Origin of the sequence: Streptomyces sp. NBC_00443, assembly GCF_036014175.1 — a bacterium.
Lineage (GTDB): Bacteria > Actinomycetota > Actinomycetes > Streptomycetales > Streptomycetaceae > Streptomyces.
Genome location: NZ_CP107917.1, coordinates 2,782,499 through 2,798,639, shown reverse-complemented (window position 1 = coordinate 2,798,639; position 16,141 = coordinate 2,782,499). Strand labels below are relative to the sequence as shown.

The window sequence follows — 16,141 nt, the reverse complement described above, 5'->3', positions numbered from 1 at the left end:
GGCAGGTGAAGGCATTGGTGCCCGCGGGCTTTGCGGCCCGCGGGCACCAGCGCCGGTCCCCGTGATCTCGTACATCCTCCGTCGGACGCTCGCGGCAGTGATCCTGCTGCTGGTCGTCACCGCGGTCACCTTCGCGATCTTCTTCCTGCTGCCACGGATGGCCGGCCAGACCGCCGACCAGCTCGCGCAGCAGTACATCGGAAAGAGCCCGACGAAGGCCGACATCGCCGCGGTCAAGCAGAACCTCGGTCTGGACCAGCCCCTGTACGTCCAGTACTGGCACTTCATCAAGGGGATCGTGGCCGGCGCCACCTATGACCTGGGTCCGACCACGACGCAGTGCAACGCGCCGTGCTTCGGCTACTCCTTCAAGAACCACGTCGAGGTGTGGCCGCAGCTCACCTCGCGCCTTCCGGTGACCCTCTCGCTGGCCGGCGGTGCCGCCGTGCTGTGGCTGGTGTCCGGTGTGCTGATCGGCGTGGTCTCCGCGCTCAAGCCCCGCAGCTTCTTCGACCGCACGTTCATGGGCGTCGCGCTCGCCGGTGTCTCGCTGCCCATGTTCTTCACGGGCAACCTGGCGCTGCTGCTCTTCACCTTCCAATGGCCGATCTTCGGCCGCACCTACGTACCGTTCACCGAGAATCCGGCGCAATGGGCCAACACGCTCATCCCCGCCTGGTGCTCGCTCGCCCTGCTGTACTCCGCCATCTACGCGCGGCTCACCCGCTCGGGCATGCTGGAGACGATGAACGAGGACTTCATCCGCACGGCCCGCGCCAAGGGCCTGCGCGAGCGCAAGGTCGTGGCCCGGCACGGGCTGCGGGCGGCGCTGACCCCGATCATCACCGTTTTCGGTATGGACCTGGGCCTGTTGCTCGGCGGCGCCGTGATCACCGAGACCGTGTTCTCGCTGCCCGGCATCGGCCAGTACGCGGTACAGGGCATCACTGACAACGACCTGCCCCCGATCCTCGGCGTCACCCTGCTGGCCGCCTTCTTCGTCGTGATCGCAAATCTCCTGGTGGACCTGCTCTACGCCGCCGCCGACCCGCGCGTGAGGCTCTCGTGACCGAACTCTCCAAGACCGGTGCCGCCGTGGGCGAGCCGACCAGCTCACCCTCGAACGGCTCCGACGCCTTCCTCGCGGTCCGAGACCTCAAGGTGCACTTCCCCACCGACGACGGCCTGGTCAAGTCCGTCGACGGACTCACCTTCCAGGTGGAGAAGGGCAAGACCCTCTGTATCGTGGGCGAGTCGGGCTCCGGCAAGTCCGTCACCTCGCTGGCGATCATGGGCCTGCACCGGCTCGGGGCACGCGGCAAGAACGTCCGGATGTCCGGCGAGATCTGGCTCGGCGGCAAGGAGCTGATCTCCGCCGAGCCGGACGAGGTGCGCCGACTGCGCGGCCGCGAGATGGCGATGATCTTCCAGGATCCGCTGTCCGCGATGCACCCGTACTACACGATCGGCAACCAGATCGTGGAGGCGTACCGGGTCCACCACGACGTCAGTAAGAAGGCCGCGCGCAAGCGGGCCGTCGAGATGCTCGACCGGGTCGGCATCCCCGAGCCCGGCAAGCGTATCGACAGCTACCCGCACGAGTTCTCCGGCGGTATGCGCCAGCGCGCGATGATCGCCATGGCGCTGGTCAACAACCCCGAACTGCTCATCGCGGACGAGCCGACGACCGCCCTCGACGTGACCGTCCAGGCGCAGATCCTCGACCTCATCCGGGACCTGCAGAAGGAGTTCGGCTCCGCGGTCGTCCTGATCACCCACGACCTCGGCGTGGTCGCCGAGATCGCCGACGACGTCCTGGTGATGTACGGCGGCCGGTGCGTGGAGCGCGGCAGCGTGGACGACGTCTTCGAGCGGCCGCAACACCCGTACACCTGGGGCCTGCTCGGCTCGATGCCGCGCATCGACCGCGAGACCTCGGAACGGCTCATCCCCGTCAAGGGCCAGCCGCCGAGCCTCATCAACGTCCCCTCGGGCTGCGCCTTCCATCCCCGCTGCCCGTACGCGGACATCCCCAAGGGCGATGTCACCCGTACCGTGCGCCCGGAGCTCCAGCCGGTCGGCAGTGGACACTTCTCCGCCTGCCACCTCTCGGCGGAGGACCGTACGCGGATCTGGACCGAAGAGATTGCGCCGAAGCTGTGAGTGAGACGAAGAAATCGGACGCGGCCGTCCCGGCGCAGGCGTCGGCTCCCGTTGCGGAGCGTGAGGTGCTGCTCAAGGTCGAGGGCCTGCAGAAGCACTTCCCGATCCGCAAGGGCGTCCTCCAGCGTCAGGTCGGCGCGGTCAAGGCGGTCGACGGCATCGACTTCGAGGTGCGCAAGGGCGAGACCCTCGGCGTGGTCGGCGAGTCCGGCTGCGGCAAGTCGACCATGGGCCGGGTCATCACCCGCCTCCAGGACCCCACGGGCGGCTCGATCCACTTCGAGGGCCAGGACATCACGCGGCTGAGCACGGCCGGTATGCGTCCGCTGCGGCGGGACATCCAGATGATCTTCCAGGACCCGTACGGCTCCCTGAACCCCCGGCACACCATCGGCGGCATCGTCTCGGCGCCGTTCCGGCTCCAGGGCGTCGAGCCCGAGGGCGGGGTGAAGAAGGAGGTCCAGCGGCTCCTGGAGCTGGTGGGTCTGAGCCCCGAGCACTACAACCGCTACCCGCACGAGTTCTCCGGCGGTCAGCGCCAGCGCATCGGCATCGCCCGGGCGCTCGCCCTGAAGCCGAAGCTCGTCGTGGCGGACGAGCCGGTGTCCGCGCTGGACGTGTCGATCCAGGCCCAGGTCGTGAACCTGATGGACGACCTCCAGCAGGAGCTCGGCCTCACGTACGTGATCATCGCCCACGACCTGTCCGTCGTACGGCACGTCTCGGACCGGATCGCGGTGATGTACCTCGGCAAGATCGTCGAGCTCGCCGACCGCACCTCGTTGTACGAGGCGCCGATGCACCCGTACACCAAGGCCCTGATGTCCGCCGTGCCGGTGCCGGACCCCAAGCGCCGGGGCGCCAAGAGCGAGCGCATCCTGCTGCGCGGCGACGTGCCCTCGCCGATCTCCCCGCCGAGCGGCTGCCGCTTCCACACGCGGTGCTGGAAGGCGACGGAGATCTGCCGGACGACGGAGCCGCCGCTGCTGGAGCTGAGGCCCGGCCAGCGGGTGGCCTGCCACCACCCGGAGAACTTCGAGGACCAGCAGCCGCAGGACACGGTGCTGCTGACCGTGGCCAAGAAGGCCGCGGAGCTGGTGCCGGCGGAGGAGACAGCTGACGCCCCGGTTTCCAAGGAGGCGCCGGCGGCGGCTGCGGAATCCGAGGCCGCGGAGTCCGAGACTGCGGAGTCCGAGGAGACACCGGCGGACGAGGCTTCCGACGAGGCCGCCGAGGCTGAGGCCTCTGCGGAGTCCGCTGCGGAAACTTCGGACGAAAAGAAGTAACCCAGCCCCGGCCCCCGCCTTCCTTTGCAAGGCGGGGGCCTTGTGCTGAGCGAGAATGTGCCGGTGCTCCAGCAACTGTTCAGCCCGTCCGTCCAGCACACGCTCGACCTGATCGGCATCTTCGTCTTCGCCATCTCCGGCGCGCTGCTGGCGGTCCGCAAGAACTTCGACGTCTTCGGCATCGCCGTCCTCGCCGAGGTCACCGCCCTGGGCGGCGGGCTGTTCCGGGACGTGGTCATCGGCGCCGTACCCCCGGCCGCCTTCACGGATCTGGGGTACTTCCTCACCCCGCTGCTCGCCGCGCTGCTCGTCTTCTTCCTCCACCCGCACGTGGAGCGCATCCAGACCGGAGTGAACGTCTTCGACGCGGCGGGACTCGGCCTGTTCTGCGTCGCCGGGACGACGAAAGCGTACGACTACGGCCTCAACCTCACCGCCTCCGTCGCCCTGGGCCTCGCGACCGCCGTGGGCGGCGGTGTGCTGCGCGACGTTCTCGCCAACGAGGTGCCGTCACTGCTGCGCTGGGACCGCGACCTGTACGCGGTCCCGGCTATCGTCGGCGCCACGATGACCGTCCTGTGCATCCACTACGACGCCCTGACCCCGCTCACCAGCACCCTCGCGGCCGTCACGGCCTTCGTGCTGCGGCTGCTCGCGATGCGGTTCCACTGGCGAGCTCCGCGGGCCTGGAACCGGCGGTCGACGGTGCGAGAGGAGTAGCGCCCGGCGCCGTACGGGTCTGCTGCGGGGGCCCCATCACCTCACTCAGCCAGCGGAACGCCGGGACCACCTGCGGCTTCCACAGCGCCATGGTGTGACCGCCCGCGCTGCTCGGGATGAACACCACGTCCACGGTCGTCGGCGCCTTCGCGGCCCGCTCGACGGCCATGGCCGCCTCGTACCCGTCCTTCGGCTGACCGGAGAGGTAGAGCGCCACGCGCGGCGGGACACGGGATTTCTTGAGGAGGTCGTACGGGTTGTTCGCGGCCCGCAGCGCGGGGGACTTGGCGGCGAGCGACTGGGGTACGGCCACGGGGTCGTTGTAGCCGGACAGGCTGACCGCGGCCCGGTAGCGGTCGGGGTGCGCGACGGCGAGCTTGGCCGCGCAGTGCCCGCCCGCCGAGTACCCGGCGACGGCCCAGCCGTCCGGCGCGGCCTGGGCGCGGAAGTTGTCCATGACCATCCGCGGCACGTCGACGCTGAGCCAGCTGTCGGCGTTCACCTTGCCCGGGATGTTCGCGCAGCCGGTGTCCACGCCGGGCAGCAACGAGGTGCGCGGCGAGACGATGATGAACGGCTCGACCTGCCCGCTGCGCATCAGCGGCGCCAGCTGCTGGGGCGCGTCCATCGTCCCGTACCAGGCCTTCGACGAGCCCGGGAAGCCCGGCAGCACCTCGACGACCGGGAACCGGTGATTGCGGTAGGCGGGCTCGTGGTACTGCGGCGGCAGCCAGACGTTGACCTCGGCGTGCACTCCGGAGACCCCGCCCTTGAGCTGCGTGACGAGCACCCCGCCCTCCGCGCGCATACCCGGCCCCTTGGCAGGCTTGAACGTCTGCCGCACCTTGGGCAGCTTCTCCAGCGCGATCCCGCCCGTGCCGCTCGCCCCGAGGTCGGCGGCCTCGTGCACATGGTCGCTGGTGCCGAGCAGATCGCCCCAACTGTCGTACAGCTGGTTGGAGTTGTTCACCATGGTGAAGACCAGCGCCACCGCCGTGGCCTGGGCGAACAGCAGCATCAGCACCCGGGCGGCGCCCCGCACGACCTTGGGCCCACGCACTCGTGACCACAGGACCAGCGGCAGCGCGACGGCGACGACGCACAGCGCGATCAACGTGTAGAGGAACGGGGTCCCGGTGAGACTCATGTCCTCATAGAGGGCCACAGCGGGCTTCGGGTTTCGGGCGAGCCGGGGCACTTGCCGAAGAGTTGCGCACATCTCGTCCGGAAGGGGGCGCGTCCCCTTCGACGGAAAAAGCTACCGCTTAGTAGTTAGCTGTTGTACCGTTCATCCATGCCAGAAGCAGCCTCTGCCCCGACGGCCTCCCGGGCCACGATCGGCGACAGCGAGTTCGACCGCGACACCGCGCTGACCCTGCGCGAACCCGGCGTCTACGACATCGACCTGTCCGCCGGGTGGACGATCATCAGCGCCGTCAACGGCGGATACCTGCTGGCCGTCCTCGGCCGCGCCCTCGCGGACGCACTCCCGCACGGTGACCCGTTCACCATCTCCGCGCACTACCTCACCGCGTCCCAGCCTGGCCCGGCGGTCGTCCGCACCGAAGTGGTGCGCACCGGGCGAACCCTGTCGACCGGCACCGCCTCGCTCTTCCAGTACGACGAGCAGGGCCGCGAGGTCGAACGCATCCGCGTCCTCGCCTCCTACGGCGACCTCGGCGCCCTCCCCGACGACGTCCGTACGACGGCCGAGCCGCCCGCGATCCCGCCGATGGACCACTGTTTCGGCCCCGAAGACGGCCCCGCTCCCGTCTCCGGCAGCTCGGCCATCGCCGACCGCCTCATGCTCAAGCTCGACCCGTCCACCCTGGGCTGGGCACTCGGGCAGCCCTCGGGCAAGGGCGAGATGCGGGCCTGGTTCGGCCTCGCGGACGGCCGCGACGCCGACCCCCTCTCCCTGCTCCTGGCCGTCGACGCGCTGCCCCCGACGGCCTTCGAGATCGGCATCTCCGGCTGGGTCCCGACGGTCGAACTGACCGTCCACATCCGCTGCCGCCCGGCCCCGGGCCCCCTGCGCGTGTCCATCACCACCCGCAACCTCGCCGGCGGCTTCCTGGAGGAGGACGCGGAAGTGTGGGACAGCGCGGACCGGTTGGTGGCGCAGTCGAGGCAGTTGGCGAGGGTGCGGCTCGGCTGAAGCGGCCCTGGTGGTGCGGGGTCCCGGCGTGCGGGGCCGTGCTGCGATCCGGCTCCGCCGTGTCACGGCCCTGTACCAGCGAGTTGGCTGAGTATCCAAGGAAAGTCGCAGGTCAGCGGAGTGTGTTGAGGTGCGCTTTGCCCGGCGCACAGGCCCTCGACAGCCGGGCCTCAAGGGAGCCCTAAGCGGCGTTGGTTGAGTTCGCGCCCAGGACTTCCTCAGTTTCCTCATCTTCCTTGGAGCTGTCTCTCATGAAGCGTGCGCGTCTCCTCCCCGCTGTGGCCCTGCTGGCGCTCTCGCCCCTGGCCCTGGCGGCCTGCGGGTCCGGCGACTCGTCGTCATCGACGTCGAACAGCGGCAACTCCGGGCAGCAGCAGTCGTCGTGTCAGCAGCCGAGCGGTGCGGCTTCGGGGGCGCCCAGCGGTGCGCCGTCGGGCGCTCCGACCGCGCAGCCGTCGGGTGCGCCTTCCGGTGTGCCGTCGGGTGCGCCGAGCGGTGCGGCCAGTGGCGGCCCCGGTGGAGGGCAGGGTGGCCCCGGCGGGGGTCAGGGTGGCTGTGGTGGGCCCGGCGGCGGGGCGGCTCCCAGCGGGGTGCCGAGTGGTGCGCCGAGCGCGGCGGCGTCGTCGACCAAGAGCTGACGCAGGGCGCCGTACGAGTCGTACGACAGGGGCGGCACTCCCGGTGAACGGGGTGCCGCCCCTGTGGCGTTGCGCCGTCCTCAGTCCAGCCAGTGCTCCCGGCCGATGCTGATCAACCGCATCTGGCGGGTCGCGACCTGGGCGACGCGCCGCCGCTCCTCCTCCGGCGCCTCCAGGGCGTCCAGGAACAGCGAGGCCGTCATCAGCATCTGGTCGACGTAGAGGTTGGCGAGCATGAGGAGGTCGTCGTCGTTCCAGCCCTCGGAGACCGGGTCCTTGGTGAGCGCGACCTTCACCTCCTCGGCGAAACGGGCCAGTTGGTCCTGGATCGCCTCCCGCACCGACTGCACGCCGCCGTGCCGCTCCCGGGCGATGAAGCGGACGTGGGCAGGGTGGGTGTCGACATGCCGGGCGATCAGGTCGACGGCGCGTTCTATGCGTTGGTCGCTGTCCCCGGCGGAGCTGACGATCGTCCGGATCATGGGGTGCAGACTGCCCAGCGCCTCCTCGACGAGGGCGACTCCGAGGTCGGCGGTGGAGCGGAAGTGCCGGTAGAAGGCGGTGGGGGCGACGCCGACGGCACGGGTGACCTCGCGCAGGCCCAGGCTGCTCAGGCTCTGCTCCTCCAGCAGTGCGAGCGCCGCGTCCAGGAGGGACTGGCGGGTCTTCTGCTTCTGGGCCTGCCGGATACCGAAGGTGTGACTCATACCATGCAGTTAACAACTGTTCTCTGGAATTGAAAAGCCGCGGGGCGCGCTAGACTTGGAGTCAGTGAACAACTGTTACTACAACTGTTCACCCAAACGTAACGAGAGAGATCTCCAGCGAGAGGGATCTCGAAGGGGGCTCCATCCCATGCTGTTCCTCGTCGCCGCGCTCCTGCTGCTGGGCGTGCTGCTGGGCACTGTGGCCCACGCACCGCTCGCCTTCACCGCCGTTGCCGCCGCCGTGGTCGCCGTCTGGCTGGGCATCTTCGCCGCCCGCGAGCGTCACGCCCGCCGCAACTGACTCCGTCGTCCGAATCGACTCCGTCATCCGAACCGACTTCTCGGGAGCTGACACCCATGCACCTCACCGCACCGGCCACCGCGCGCCCCGGCACCCGCACCCGCGACGCCGACGGCATGGCCGTGGCGTCCTTCATCCTCGGCCTCCTCGGCCTCCTCGTCTTCAACCTCTTCCTCGGCCCGACCGCGATCGTCCTGGCCGCAGCGTCCCTGTGGCGGGGCACCAAGCGCAGGGGCCGCGCCTACCTGGGCATGGGCCTGGGCGTCGCCGACCTGCTGGTCCTGCTGGCCTTCGTGCAGGCGGACAACACGCTCTCCTGGAGCTTCTAGGGGTTCCGGAACACCGGCATCCGTATCCGACGGCAAGCGGCTTGGGACGAGCCGCAGCCGCGGACGTCCCGCCGGGCGCCACCCACTGACCACCGCCGACTGACCGACCCCGCACCCGCCACCGCTCGCCGTCCGCTGCGCAGCCTGCCGGGACTGGGGGAGCGGTTCGCGAGGGGCCTTCTGCCCACCTTCCGCTGAGCGCCGCCTGTCGCCCAACCGTCCGCTGACCGCCGGGGCTGACCGTCGCCCCCCGCCGTCGGCCTGCCGGCGTCCGCGGCGAGCCGCTGGGACTGGGGGAGTGATTCGCGGGGGCCTGCGCCCGCGATCCGCCGTCCGCTGACCACCGGGGCTGACCCTGCCCCCCGCCGTCGGCCTGTTGGCGCCCGCGGCGAGCCGCCGGGGCTGCGGGACTGGTTCGCGCGCTGCCTGTCGACCGCCGTCGGCCCACCACGAAGCGCCGCCTGCCCTCCGTCGTCCGCGGACGCCGTCGGCTGACCGCTGCGTGCCGCCTGTCGACCAGCGAGCTCCGCCCGCTCACTGTCGTCCGCTTGCCGCTGCTTGTCGCCCGCCGCCGGCCGTCCGCTGGCCAAGCTGCCGAGACTGGGGGAGTGGGCCGCGGGGGGCCTGGTGCCCGTGGTCCGCCGTCCGCTGAGCGCCGGGACTGGCTCCCCCTGCCCGGCCTGTTGGCGCCCGCGGCGAGCCGCCGGGGCTGCGGGACTGGTTCGCGCGCTGCCTGTCGACCGCCGTCGGCCCACCACGAAGCGCCGCCCGCCCTCCGTCGTCCGCGCACCGCCGCCCGCCCTCCGCCCTCCGTCGTCCGCGCACCGCCGCCGGCTGACCGCCGTGCGCCGTCGGGCGACCGCTGACCGGGCTGCCGGAGCTCCGGGAGTGGGTCGTGCCATGACCGCCGCCGCCCGAACCATCGATCCCCGTAGGCAGTCGTTCCGCAGGGCGGAACGGGTGGGCGCGGGCTGCAGTGCCGGGTGGGTCGCCACCGAGGTCGACTGCAACGCGGGCAGGTCGCAATCCCGCCACCCTCCGCGGCAACCTGGGCACGAGCCCCCGCGTCGGCGCCCGTAGAATCGGGCTCACCATGGCTTACCTCGACCACGCCGCGACGACCCCCATGCTCCCGGAGGCGGCAGAGGCCCTGACCGCCCACCTGAGCGTCACCGGCAACGCCTCCTCCCTCCACGCATCCGGCCGCCGCGCGAGGCGAACCGTCGAGGAGGCCCGCGAGACCCTCGCGGAAGCGCTCGGCGCCCGCCCCAGCGAGGTCGTCCTCACCTCCGGCGGCACCGAGGCCGACAACCTCGCGGTCAAGGGCCTGTACTGGTCCCGCCGTGACGCCGACCCGGCCGGCACCCGCACCCGCATCCTGGCCAGCCCCGTCGAGCACCACGCCGTCCTCGACGCCGTCCACTGGCTCAGCGAGCATGAGGGCGCCGAGGTCGAGTACCTCCCGGTCGACGCCCACGGCCGCGTCCACCCGGACGCCCTGCGCGAAGCCGTCGCCCGCAACCCCCACGACGTCGCCCTCGCCACGGTGATGTGGGCCAACAACGAGATCGGCACCGTCATGCCGATCCGTGAACTGGCCGACGTGGCAAAAGAGTTCGACATCCCTCTGCACGCCGACGCCGTCCAGGCCTTCGGCCAGGTCCCCGTCGACTTCGCCGCCTCCGGCCTCGCCGCGATGACGGTCTCCGGCCACAAGATCGGCGGCCCGTACGGCATCGGCGCCCTGATCCTCGGCCGTGATCAGACCCCCGTCCCCGTCCTGCACGGCGGCGGCCAGGAACGCCACGTCCGCTCCGGCACCCTCGACGTCCCCGCCATCGCCTCCTTCGCGGTCGCCGGCCGCCTCGCCGCCGAGCAGCGCGAGTGGTTCGACCGGGAGATCGGCGCCCTGCGCGACGCCCTGGTCGAGGCGGTCCGTACGGCCGTCTCGGACGCGATCCTCGGCGGCGACCCGGCACCCGGCGGTCGCCTCCCGGCCAACGCGCACTTCACCTTCCCGGGCTGCGAGGGCGACTCCCTGCTCTTGCTGCTCGACGCCCAGGGGATCGAGTGCTCCACCGGCTCCGCCTGCACCGCGGGCGTCGCCCAGCCGAGCCACGTCCTCCTGGCCACCGGCACCGACCCCGACCTGGCCCGCGGCACCCTCCGATTCTCCCTCGGCCACACCTCCACTGAGGCCGACGTCGAGGCGGTCGCCAAGGCGATCGGCCCGGCGGTGGAGCGGGCGCGGGCGGCAGGCCTGACGTAAGCAGCCGCGGTCAGGCCTTCGCCGTACGCGCCTGCCGCACAAGCTTCATGTACCGCTCCCAGTCCCAGTGCTTCCCGGGATCCGTGTGATCGGTCCCCGGCACCTCCACGTGCCCGATGATGTGCTCGCGGTCGACGGGGATGTCATAGCGCGCACATATCCGGGCCGTCAGCCGCGCCGAGGCCTCGTACATCTCGTCCGTGAGGTCCTGCGGCCGCTCCACGAAGCCCTCGTGCTCGATGCCGACACTGCGCTCGTTGTAGTCGCGATTGCCCGCGTGGTACGCCACGTCCAGTTCGCGGATCATCTGCGTGACGTGGCCGTCCTTGCGGACGATGTAGTGCGCGGCCGCACCGTGTTCCGGGTCCTGGAACACCTTCACCGCGCTGTCGAAGCTGCCCTGGGTGACATGGATGATCACCATGTCTATGCCGTAGTCGTCGGGCCGGTCCGCCCGCCGCCAGTTCGCGTCCGACGCCGCCACCCACCGCGCGCCGGTGTAATCGACCTCGCCCTCCTTGCGCGGCTTCTCCACGCCCGGAACCCGCCACCACAACCGCGCGAGCTCGTCTCGGGCCAGCACGGCCGAGCCCGCCGCCGCCACTGCCCCACCGATCAGCAACGCGCGACGGCCGACCTTCCGGTCGCCGTCCTTCCGAGCCTTCCGCTGTCCCATGTGATCGTCAACGGATACTCGCGGGTCCTGGTTCCCACGCCCCCGTACCCTGGAAGGGTTATGACTGACACCGCGCAGCCCTCCCGCCCCCTCCGTGTCCTCGCCGCCATGTCCGGCGGGGTCGACTCCGCCGTCGCCGCCGCCCGCGCGGCCGAGGCGGGCCATGACGTCACCGGCGTCCACCTCGCGCTCTCCGCGAACCCCCAATCCTTCCGCACGGGCGCGCGGGGCTGTTGCACCATCGAGGACTCCCGCGACGCCCGCCGCGCCGCGGACGTGATCGGCATCCCGTTCTACGTATGGGACCTCGCCGACCGCTTCCGCGAGGACGTGGTCGAGGACTTCATCGCCGAGTACGAGGCCGGGCGCACCCCGAACCCGTGCCTGCGCTGCAACGAGAAGATCAAGTTCGCGGCCCTGCTGGACAAGGCCCTGGCCCTCGGCTTCGACGCGGTCTGCACCGGCCACTACGCGACGGTCGTGCTGAACGACGACGGCACCCGCGAACTGCACCGCGCCTCCGACATGGCCAAGGACCAGTCGTACGTCCTCGGCGTCCTGGACGAGCAGCAGCTCGCGCACGCGATGTTCCCGCTCGGCGACACCCTGACGACGAAGGACGAGATCCGCGCGGAGGCCGAGCGCCGCGGTCTGGCGGTGGCGAAGAAGCCCGACTCGCACGACATCTGCTTCATCGCCGACGGCGACACCCAGGGCTTCCTCGCGAACCGCCTCGGCAAGGCGGAGGGCGACATCGTCGACGAGACGGGTGCGAAGCTCGGCACGCACGAGGGGGCGTACGGCTTCACCATCGGCCAGCGCAAGGGCCTGCGCATCGGCACCCCGGCCCCCGACGGCAAGCCCCGCTACGTCCTCGACATCTCGCCGGTCGACAACACGGTGACGGTCGGCCCGGCGGACTCCCTCGGCGTCAGCGCCCTGACCGCCATCAAGCCCCGCTGGTGCGGCACCGCCCCGACCGGCCCCGGCACCTACACCGCCCAGCTCCGCGCCCACGGCGGCGAGACCGAGGTGACCGCCGACCTGGTCGACGGCCGCCTGGAGGTCACCTTCACGGACCCGGTCCGCGGAGTGGCCCCCGGCCAGGCGATCGTCCTGTACGACGACACGCGCGTGGTGGGCTCGGCGACGATCGCGTCGACAGTGCGGGCGACGACAGCGGCCGTCTGAGGCGAGGCGGCTGGGCGGGGTGGGTGGAGCCGAACTCCGGGCACACGCGTGTGCCCGTCCCCGACCTCGATCACGCCCCGAAGAACTCCGCGAGCACCGGCCCGAGAACGTCCGGCTCCACCATGTGGGTCTGCCCCTCCAGGCTCCGGTACGTCCCCTCGGGCACGGTCTGAGCGACCGCCCGCGTCGCCTCGCGCATCCACGCGGGGCTCACGCTGCCCGCGACGGCCAGCACCGGCACCGCGATCGAGGCCAGCCGGTCGCGGGGCAGCAGACCGTCGCCCATCACAGCGTTGTCGTACGCCAGGCTCGGCGCGATGGTCTCCAGACCGGGCCACATGGGCGACTGGCGGGCACCCTGGATCATCTGCTCGGCCATGCCCGTGAGCCGCAGGAAGAGCTCGACGGCGTCCCCGTGCCGGCCTTCCGCCAGCGCCTCGGTCAGCCGCTCGGTGTACTCCGCGCGCTCCTTGGCGCCGCCCTCGTATACGGCGAACGGCACCTCGTAAACGGCGACCTGACGTACCGGCAGCCCGCTCGCCGCCGCTTCAAGCGCCAGGGCGCCGCCCGACGAGACACCGTAGAGCGCCGCCTCGCCGCCCACCGCCTCGATCAGCGCGGCAAGATCCTCGACCTCGCGCTCCACCGCGTACGGCTCTGTGTCACCGCTCTCGCCGCGCCCCCGACGGTCGTAGGAAACGACCCGGAAGCGATCCGCGAGAGGCACGGCCAGCGGCGCGACCGTGGCCCCGGTGGACATCGCCCCGCTGACCAGGATCACCGCCGGCCCCTGCCCGCTGCTCTGGTACGCGATGGAGGTGCCGTCGTGCGAAATGGTGTTCTTGTCCATGCCTGTGGAGATTGCCGTATGGGACGGCCCTAATCGTCTACGACACCTCGACTTCGTAGAAGCACAGGTGGTCCTTGATCTCGGCCACGTCCGGCTTCGGGTCCGGGTAGGCCCAGACGAGGTCCGCCGCGTCGGGCAGCGACCAGTAGGAGGCCGTTCCCTTGAACGGGCAGTAGGAGTGCGTCTCCGAGGGCGTCAGCAGGTCCAGGCGTACGTCCTCCGGCGGGATGTAGTAGCGCACGGGACAGCCCGTCTCCCGCAGGAGGAGCGGGCGGTCGGATTCAGCCAGGATCTGGTCGCCGTGGACGACCCGCACGCGTCGGGTGCCCTGCTCGATCGTGATCGTGTGTCCTTGAGCCATATCCGAAAAGCGTTCGCGGGCCCCCAGTTCTTCCCGCGTACGGTGGCGGCATGCGTATCTGTGTCTTCCTCTCCGCCGCCGACCTCGACGACCGTTACACGCGACCCGCGCGCGAGTTCGCGAAACTGCTGGGCAAGGGCGGGCACACGCTTGTGTGGGGCGGCTCCGACGTCGGGCTGATGAAGGTGGTCGCCGACGGTGTGCAGGAGGCGGGCGGCCGGCTGGTCGGGGTCTCCGTGCAGTTCCTGGCATCGAAGGTCCGCCCGGGTGTCGACGAGATGGTGATCGCGAAGGACCTGGCCGAGCGCAAGAAGCTGCTGGTGGAGAAGGCCGACGCCGTGGTGATCATGGTCGGCGGCACCGGAACCCTCGACGAGGCGACGGAGATCCTGGAGCTGAAGAAGCACGGCCACACGGAGAAGCCGGTCGTCCTGCTGAACACCGCGGGCTTCTACGACGGCCTGAAGGAGCAGTTCCGGCGCATGGAGGACGAGGGCTTCCTGCCCCGCCCCCTGACCGACCTGGTGTTCTTCGCGGAGGAGCCGGTGGGGGCGCTGGCGTACCTGGAGGAGAGCCAGGGAGTGGAGTGACCGGGCACTGATGCGAGCATGGCGGGCATGGCTACACATGTGATCACCGGAGCGGGCTCCGGCATCGGCGCGGCCGTGGCCCGCCGTCTGCACGCGCGCGGGGACGATCTCGTCCTCCACGCGCGCGACGCGGGCCGCGCGAAGGAGCTGGCGGCGGCGTTCCCCGGCGCGAAGACGCTGGTCGGCGACCTGGCGGACCCGGACAAGCTGTCCTGGGCCTTCTCCCACCAGACGCTCCCGGGCCGGGTGGACTCCCTGCTCCACATCGCCGGGGTCGTGGACCTCGGCCCGGTGGGCGACCTGACCCCGAAGTCCTGGCGCCACCAGCTGAACGTCAACCTGATCGCCCCGGCGGAACTGACCCGCCACTTCCTTCCCCAACTCCGCACCGCCCGCGGCCATGTGATCTTCGTGAACTCGGGCGCGGGCCTGCGTGCGAGCGCCGAGTGGTCCGCATACGCCGCCTCCAAGCACGGTCTGAAGGCCCTGGCCGACTCCCTGCGCAACGAGGAGCACGACAACGGCGTCCGGGTCACGTCCGTCTACCCCGGCCGCACCGCCAGCCCGATGCAGGCGAAGGTCCACCAGCAGGAGGGCAAGGAGTACGACGAGTCGAAGTGGATCGACCCCGAGTCGGTCGCCACGACGATCCTGATGGCCCTGGACCTGCCGAGGGACGCGGAGGTCAACGACCTGACGGTACGGCCGGGAAACTGACGGCACGGCCCGGGCGCCGGTCCTGGCAATTCAGCCCGTCCGGCGTTTGAGGACGAGGCCCGCAGGGCCGAAGCGGGGGTCTGAGGGCGGCCGCCCCCAGGAACGGACCCACCGCGCACGCCCACCGCGGAGAGCCACCCCGGAGGGGTTACGTAGGCTTCGGGGGTGAGCAACAACACCAGCCAGGCCGGCTTCGGCGGAGCCACCGGCATCGGCTCCATGCCCGGCGGCGACGCCCGTGAGGCCGCCAAGACCGTCACGGGGTCATTCGAGGACTTCCCGTTCCTCGCCGAGCTGCCCGCCCGCGGCCCCGGCGCGGACATGATCGGGCGGACCGCGGGGATGCTCGTCGAGCTGTACGCGCGCGTGGAGCCCAGCGGATGGCGGATCGGGGACCGGCCGGGGCGGGACACCAGGCGGGCGAGATCGTGGCTGGGGGAGGACCTCGATGCGCTGGAGGAGTTCACCCAGGGACACGAGGGGCTGCTGAAGGTCCAGGCCGTCGGGCCCTGGACCCTGGCCGCGGCCCTGGAGCTGAAGAACGGCGAGGTCGTTCTCTCCGACGCCGGCGCCTGCCGTGATCTCGCCGCCTCACTCGCCGAGGGGCTGCGGCAGCACCTGGAGGAGGTCCGGCGCCGGGTACCCGGCGCCCAGGTCGTCCTCCAGCTCGACGAGCCCTCCCTCGTCGCCGTACTGCGCGGGCAGGTGAAGTCCGCCAGCGGCTACCGGACCCACCGTGCCGTGGACCGGCAGATCGTCGAGGCCACCCTCCGCGACGTCGTCGGGGTTCACGGCGACGGCCCCGTCGTGGTCCACTCATGCGCACCGGACGTCCCGTTCGCCCTGCTGCGCCGGGCGGGCGCGGCGGCGGTCTCCTTCGACTTCTCGCTCCTCACCGAACGTGACGACGATGCGATCGGCGAGGCCGTGGAAGCGGGCACCCGGCTCTTCGCAGGTGTCGTCCCGGGCACGGACGGCCCATTGTCAGACCCTGCCGGTAGCGTCATGGGTGTCAGGACGTTGTGGCGCAGGCTGGGGCTGTCACCGGGGCTTCTCGCGGAGGCTGTCACGGTCACGCCGTCGTGCGGACTCGCGGGGGCCTCCCCGCAGTACACGCGCAAGGCACTCGCGCACTGCGCCCGGGCGGCGAGATCCCTCGCGGACAACCCAGAGTAACGGGAGGAC

17 protein-coding genes are annotated in these 16,141 nt (G+C 71.1%); 12 read left to right on the top strand and 5 right to left on the bottom strand.

Translation table 11 applies throughout. The features are described 5' to 3' along the window. The first annotated feature begins 61 nt into the window (after positions 1–61). The 4 genes from OHO27_RS12300 to OHO27_RS12285 all read left to right on the top strand — a co-directional run bounded on the left by OHO27_RS12300 (position 62) and on the right by OHO27_RS12285 (position 4,169). Positions 62–1,069: an ABC transporter permease gene (locus OHO27_RS12300; protein WP_328423176.1), complete on the top strand. Its 1,008-nt coding sequence runs from the start codon at positions 62–64 to the stop codon at positions 1,067–1,069. Beyond that, complete coding sequence (locus OHO27_RS12295; RefSeq protein ID WP_328423174.1) at positions 1,066–2,163, top strand: ABC transporter ATP-binding protein; 1,098 nt, start codon at positions 1,066–1,068, stop codon at positions 2,161–2,163. Before OHO27_RS12300 ends, OHO27_RS12295 begins: the two co-directional genes overlap by 4 nt. After that, positions 2,160–3,449: an ABC transporter ATP-binding protein gene (locus OHO27_RS12290; RefSeq protein ID WP_328423172.1), complete on the top strand. Its 1,290-nt coding sequence runs from the start codon at positions 2,160–2,162 to the stop codon at positions 3,447–3,449. The genes OHO27_RS12295 and OHO27_RS12290 overlap by 4 nt, the downstream gene beginning before the upstream one ends. Before the next feature lie 63 nt (positions 3,450–3,512). Further along, on the top strand, positions 3,513–4,169 hold the full coding sequence (locus OHO27_RS12285; RefSeq protein ID WP_328423170.1) for a trimeric intracellular cation channel family protein: 657 nt from the start codon (positions 3,513–3,515) through the stop codon (positions 4,167–4,169). Here OHO27_RS12285 and OHO27_RS12280 read toward each other — a convergent pair. Next, positions 4,078–5,316 carry an alpha/beta hydrolase gene (locus tag OHO27_RS12280; protein ID WP_328423168.1) on the bottom strand — a complete coding sequence of 413 codons (1,239 nt, stop codon included), beginning with the start codon at positions 5,314–5,316 and terminating at the stop codon, positions 4,078–4,080. The genes OHO27_RS12285 and OHO27_RS12280 overlap by 92 nt on opposite strands. Before the next feature lie 147 nt (positions 5,317–5,463). Between OHO27_RS12280 and OHO27_RS12275 the strand changes: the two genes are divergently transcribed. Beyond that, a complete protein-coding gene (locus OHO27_RS12275; protein ID WP_328423166.1) occupies positions 5,464–6,327 on the top strand; it encodes a thioesterase family protein in 864 nt (287 codons plus the stop codon). Positions 6,328–7,045: 718 nt separating this feature from the next. On the opposite strand, the gene OHO27_RS12270 is transcribed toward OHO27_RS12275, so the two are convergent. Next, the gene (locus OHO27_RS12270; RefSeq protein ID WP_328423164.1) at positions 7,046–7,672 is read right to left on the bottom strand and encodes a TetR family transcriptional regulator; all 627 of its coding nucleotides are present in this window, start codon (positions 7,670–7,672) and stop codon (positions 7,046–7,048) included. Between the two features lie 148 nt (positions 7,673–7,820). On the opposite strand from OHO27_RS12270, the gene OHO27_RS12265 reads away from it, so the two are divergent. From OHO27_RS12265 to OHO27_RS12255, 3 genes are all read left to right on the top strand, one after another. Continuing rightward, complete coding sequence (locus tag OHO27_RS12265) at positions 7,821–7,973, top strand: hypothetical protein (RefSeq protein ID WP_328423162.1); 153 nt, start codon at positions 7,821–7,823, stop codon at positions 7,971–7,973. 56 nt (positions 7,974–8,029) lie between these two features. After that, complete coding sequence (locus OHO27_RS12260; protein WP_328423160.1) at positions 8,030–8,302, top strand: DUF4190 domain-containing protein; 273 nt, start codon at positions 8,030–8,032, stop codon at positions 8,300–8,302. A 1,093-nt stretch (positions 8,303–9,395) separates the two neighbouring features. Further along, complete coding sequence (locus tag OHO27_RS12255) at positions 9,396–10,571, top strand: cysteine desulfurase family protein (protein ID WP_328423158.1); 1,176 nt, start codon at positions 9,396–9,398, stop codon at positions 10,569–10,571. A 10-nt stretch (positions 10,572–10,581) separates the two neighbouring features. On the opposite strand, the gene OHO27_RS12250 is transcribed toward OHO27_RS12255, so the two are convergent. Continuing rightward, positions 10,582–11,247 (bottom strand): N-acetylmuramoyl-L-alanine amidase, encoded by a 666-nt coding sequence (locus tag OHO27_RS12250; RefSeq protein ID WP_328423156.1) that lies wholly within the window; start codon positions 11,245–11,247, stop codon positions 10,582–10,584. Between the two features lie 60 nt (positions 11,248–11,307). Here OHO27_RS12250 and mnmA point away from each other — a divergent pair, with 60 nt between their 5' ends. Beyond that, positions 11,308–12,438 carry a tRNA 2-thiouridine(34) synthase MnmA gene (mnmA, locus tag OHO27_RS12245; protein WP_328423154.1) on the top strand — a complete coding sequence of 377 codons (1,131 nt, stop codon included), beginning with the start codon at positions 11,308–11,310 and terminating at the stop codon, positions 12,436–12,438. 70 nt (positions 12,439–12,508) lie between these two features. Here mnmA and OHO27_RS12240 read toward each other — a convergent pair whose 3' ends face one another. Continuing rightward, a complete protein-coding gene (locus OHO27_RS12240; RefSeq protein ID WP_328423152.1) occupies positions 12,509–13,288 on the bottom strand; it encodes an alpha/beta fold hydrolase in 780 nt (259 codons plus the stop codon). A 37-nt stretch (positions 13,289–13,325) separates the two neighbouring features. Further along, positions 13,326–13,649: a DUF427 domain-containing protein gene (locus OHO27_RS12235; RefSeq protein ID WP_328423150.1), complete on the bottom strand. Its 324-nt coding sequence runs from the start codon at positions 13,647–13,649 to the stop codon at positions 13,326–13,328. A 50-nt stretch (positions 13,650–13,699) separates the two neighbouring features. Between OHO27_RS12235 and OHO27_RS12230 the strand changes: the two genes are divergently transcribed. From OHO27_RS12230 to OHO27_RS12220, 3 genes are all read left to right on the top strand, one after another. Continuing rightward, complete coding sequence (locus tag OHO27_RS12230) at positions 13,700–14,239, top strand: TIGR00730 family Rossman fold protein (RefSeq protein WP_328423148.1); 540 nt, start codon at positions 13,700–13,702, stop codon at positions 14,237–14,239. A 27-nt stretch (positions 14,240–14,266) separates the two neighbouring features. Further along, positions 14,267–14,956, top strand: coding sequence for an SDR family oxidoreductase (locus OHO27_RS12225; protein WP_328423146.1), 690 nt, complete (start codon positions 14,267–14,269; stop codon positions 14,954–14,956). Positions 14,957–15,121: 165 nt separating this feature from the next. Beyond that, the gene (locus OHO27_RS12220) at positions 15,122–16,132 is read left to right on the top strand and encodes a methionine synthase (RefSeq protein WP_328423144.1); all 1,011 of its coding nucleotides are present in this window, start codon (positions 15,122–15,124) and stop codon (positions 16,130–16,132) included. The last annotated feature ends 9 nt before the right edge of the window (positions 16,133–16,141 follow it).

Excerpts from the sequence above, each read along its gene's own strand:
- OHO27_RS12280 (WP_328423168.1), bottom strand. The coding sequence starts at position 5,316 with ATGAGTCTCACCGGGACCCCGTTCCTCTACACGTTGATCGCGCTGTGC.
- OHO27_RS12275 (WP_328423166.1), top strand. The coding sequence starts at position 5,464 with ATGCCAGAAGCAGCCTCTGCCCCGACGGCCTCCCGGGCCACGATCGGC.
- OHO27_RS12270 (WP_328423164.1), bottom strand. The coding sequence starts at position 7,672 with ATGAGTCACACCTTCGGTATCCGGCAGGCCCAGAAGCAGAAGACCCGC.
- OHO27_RS12265 (WP_328423162.1), top strand. The coding sequence starts at position 7,821 with ATGCTGTTCCTCGTCGCCGCGCTCCTGCTGCTGGGCGTGCTGCTGGGC.
- OHO27_RS12260 (WP_328423160.1), top strand. The coding sequence starts at position 8,030 with ATGCACCTCACCGCACCGGCCACCGCGCGCCCCGGCACCCGCACCCGC.
- OHO27_RS12255 (WP_328423158.1), top strand. The coding sequence starts at position 9,396 with ATGGCTTACCTCGACCACGCCGCGACGACCCCCATGCTCCCGGAGGCG.
- OHO27_RS12250 (WP_328423156.1), bottom strand. The coding sequence starts at position 11,247 with ATGGGACAGCGGAAGGCTCGGAAGGACGGCGACCGGAAGGTCGGCCGT.
- mnmA (WP_328423154.1), top strand. The coding sequence starts at position 11,308 with ATGACTGACACCGCGCAGCCCTCCCGCCCCCTCCGTGTCCTCGCCGCC.
- OHO27_RS12240 (WP_328423152.1), bottom strand. The coding sequence starts at position 13,288 with ATGGACAAGAACACCATTTCGCACGACGGCACCTCCATCGCGTACCAG.
- OHO27_RS12235 (WP_328423150.1), bottom strand. The coding sequence starts at position 13,649 with ATGGCTCAAGGACACACGATCACGATCGAGCAGGGCACCCGACGCGTG.
- OHO27_RS12230 (WP_328423148.1), top strand. The coding sequence starts at position 13,700 with ATGCGTATCTGTGTCTTCCTCTCCGCCGCCGACCTCGACGACCGTTAC.
- OHO27_RS12225 (WP_328423146.1), top strand. The coding sequence starts at position 14,267 with ATGGCTACACATGTGATCACCGGAGCGGGCTCCGGCATCGGCGCGGCC.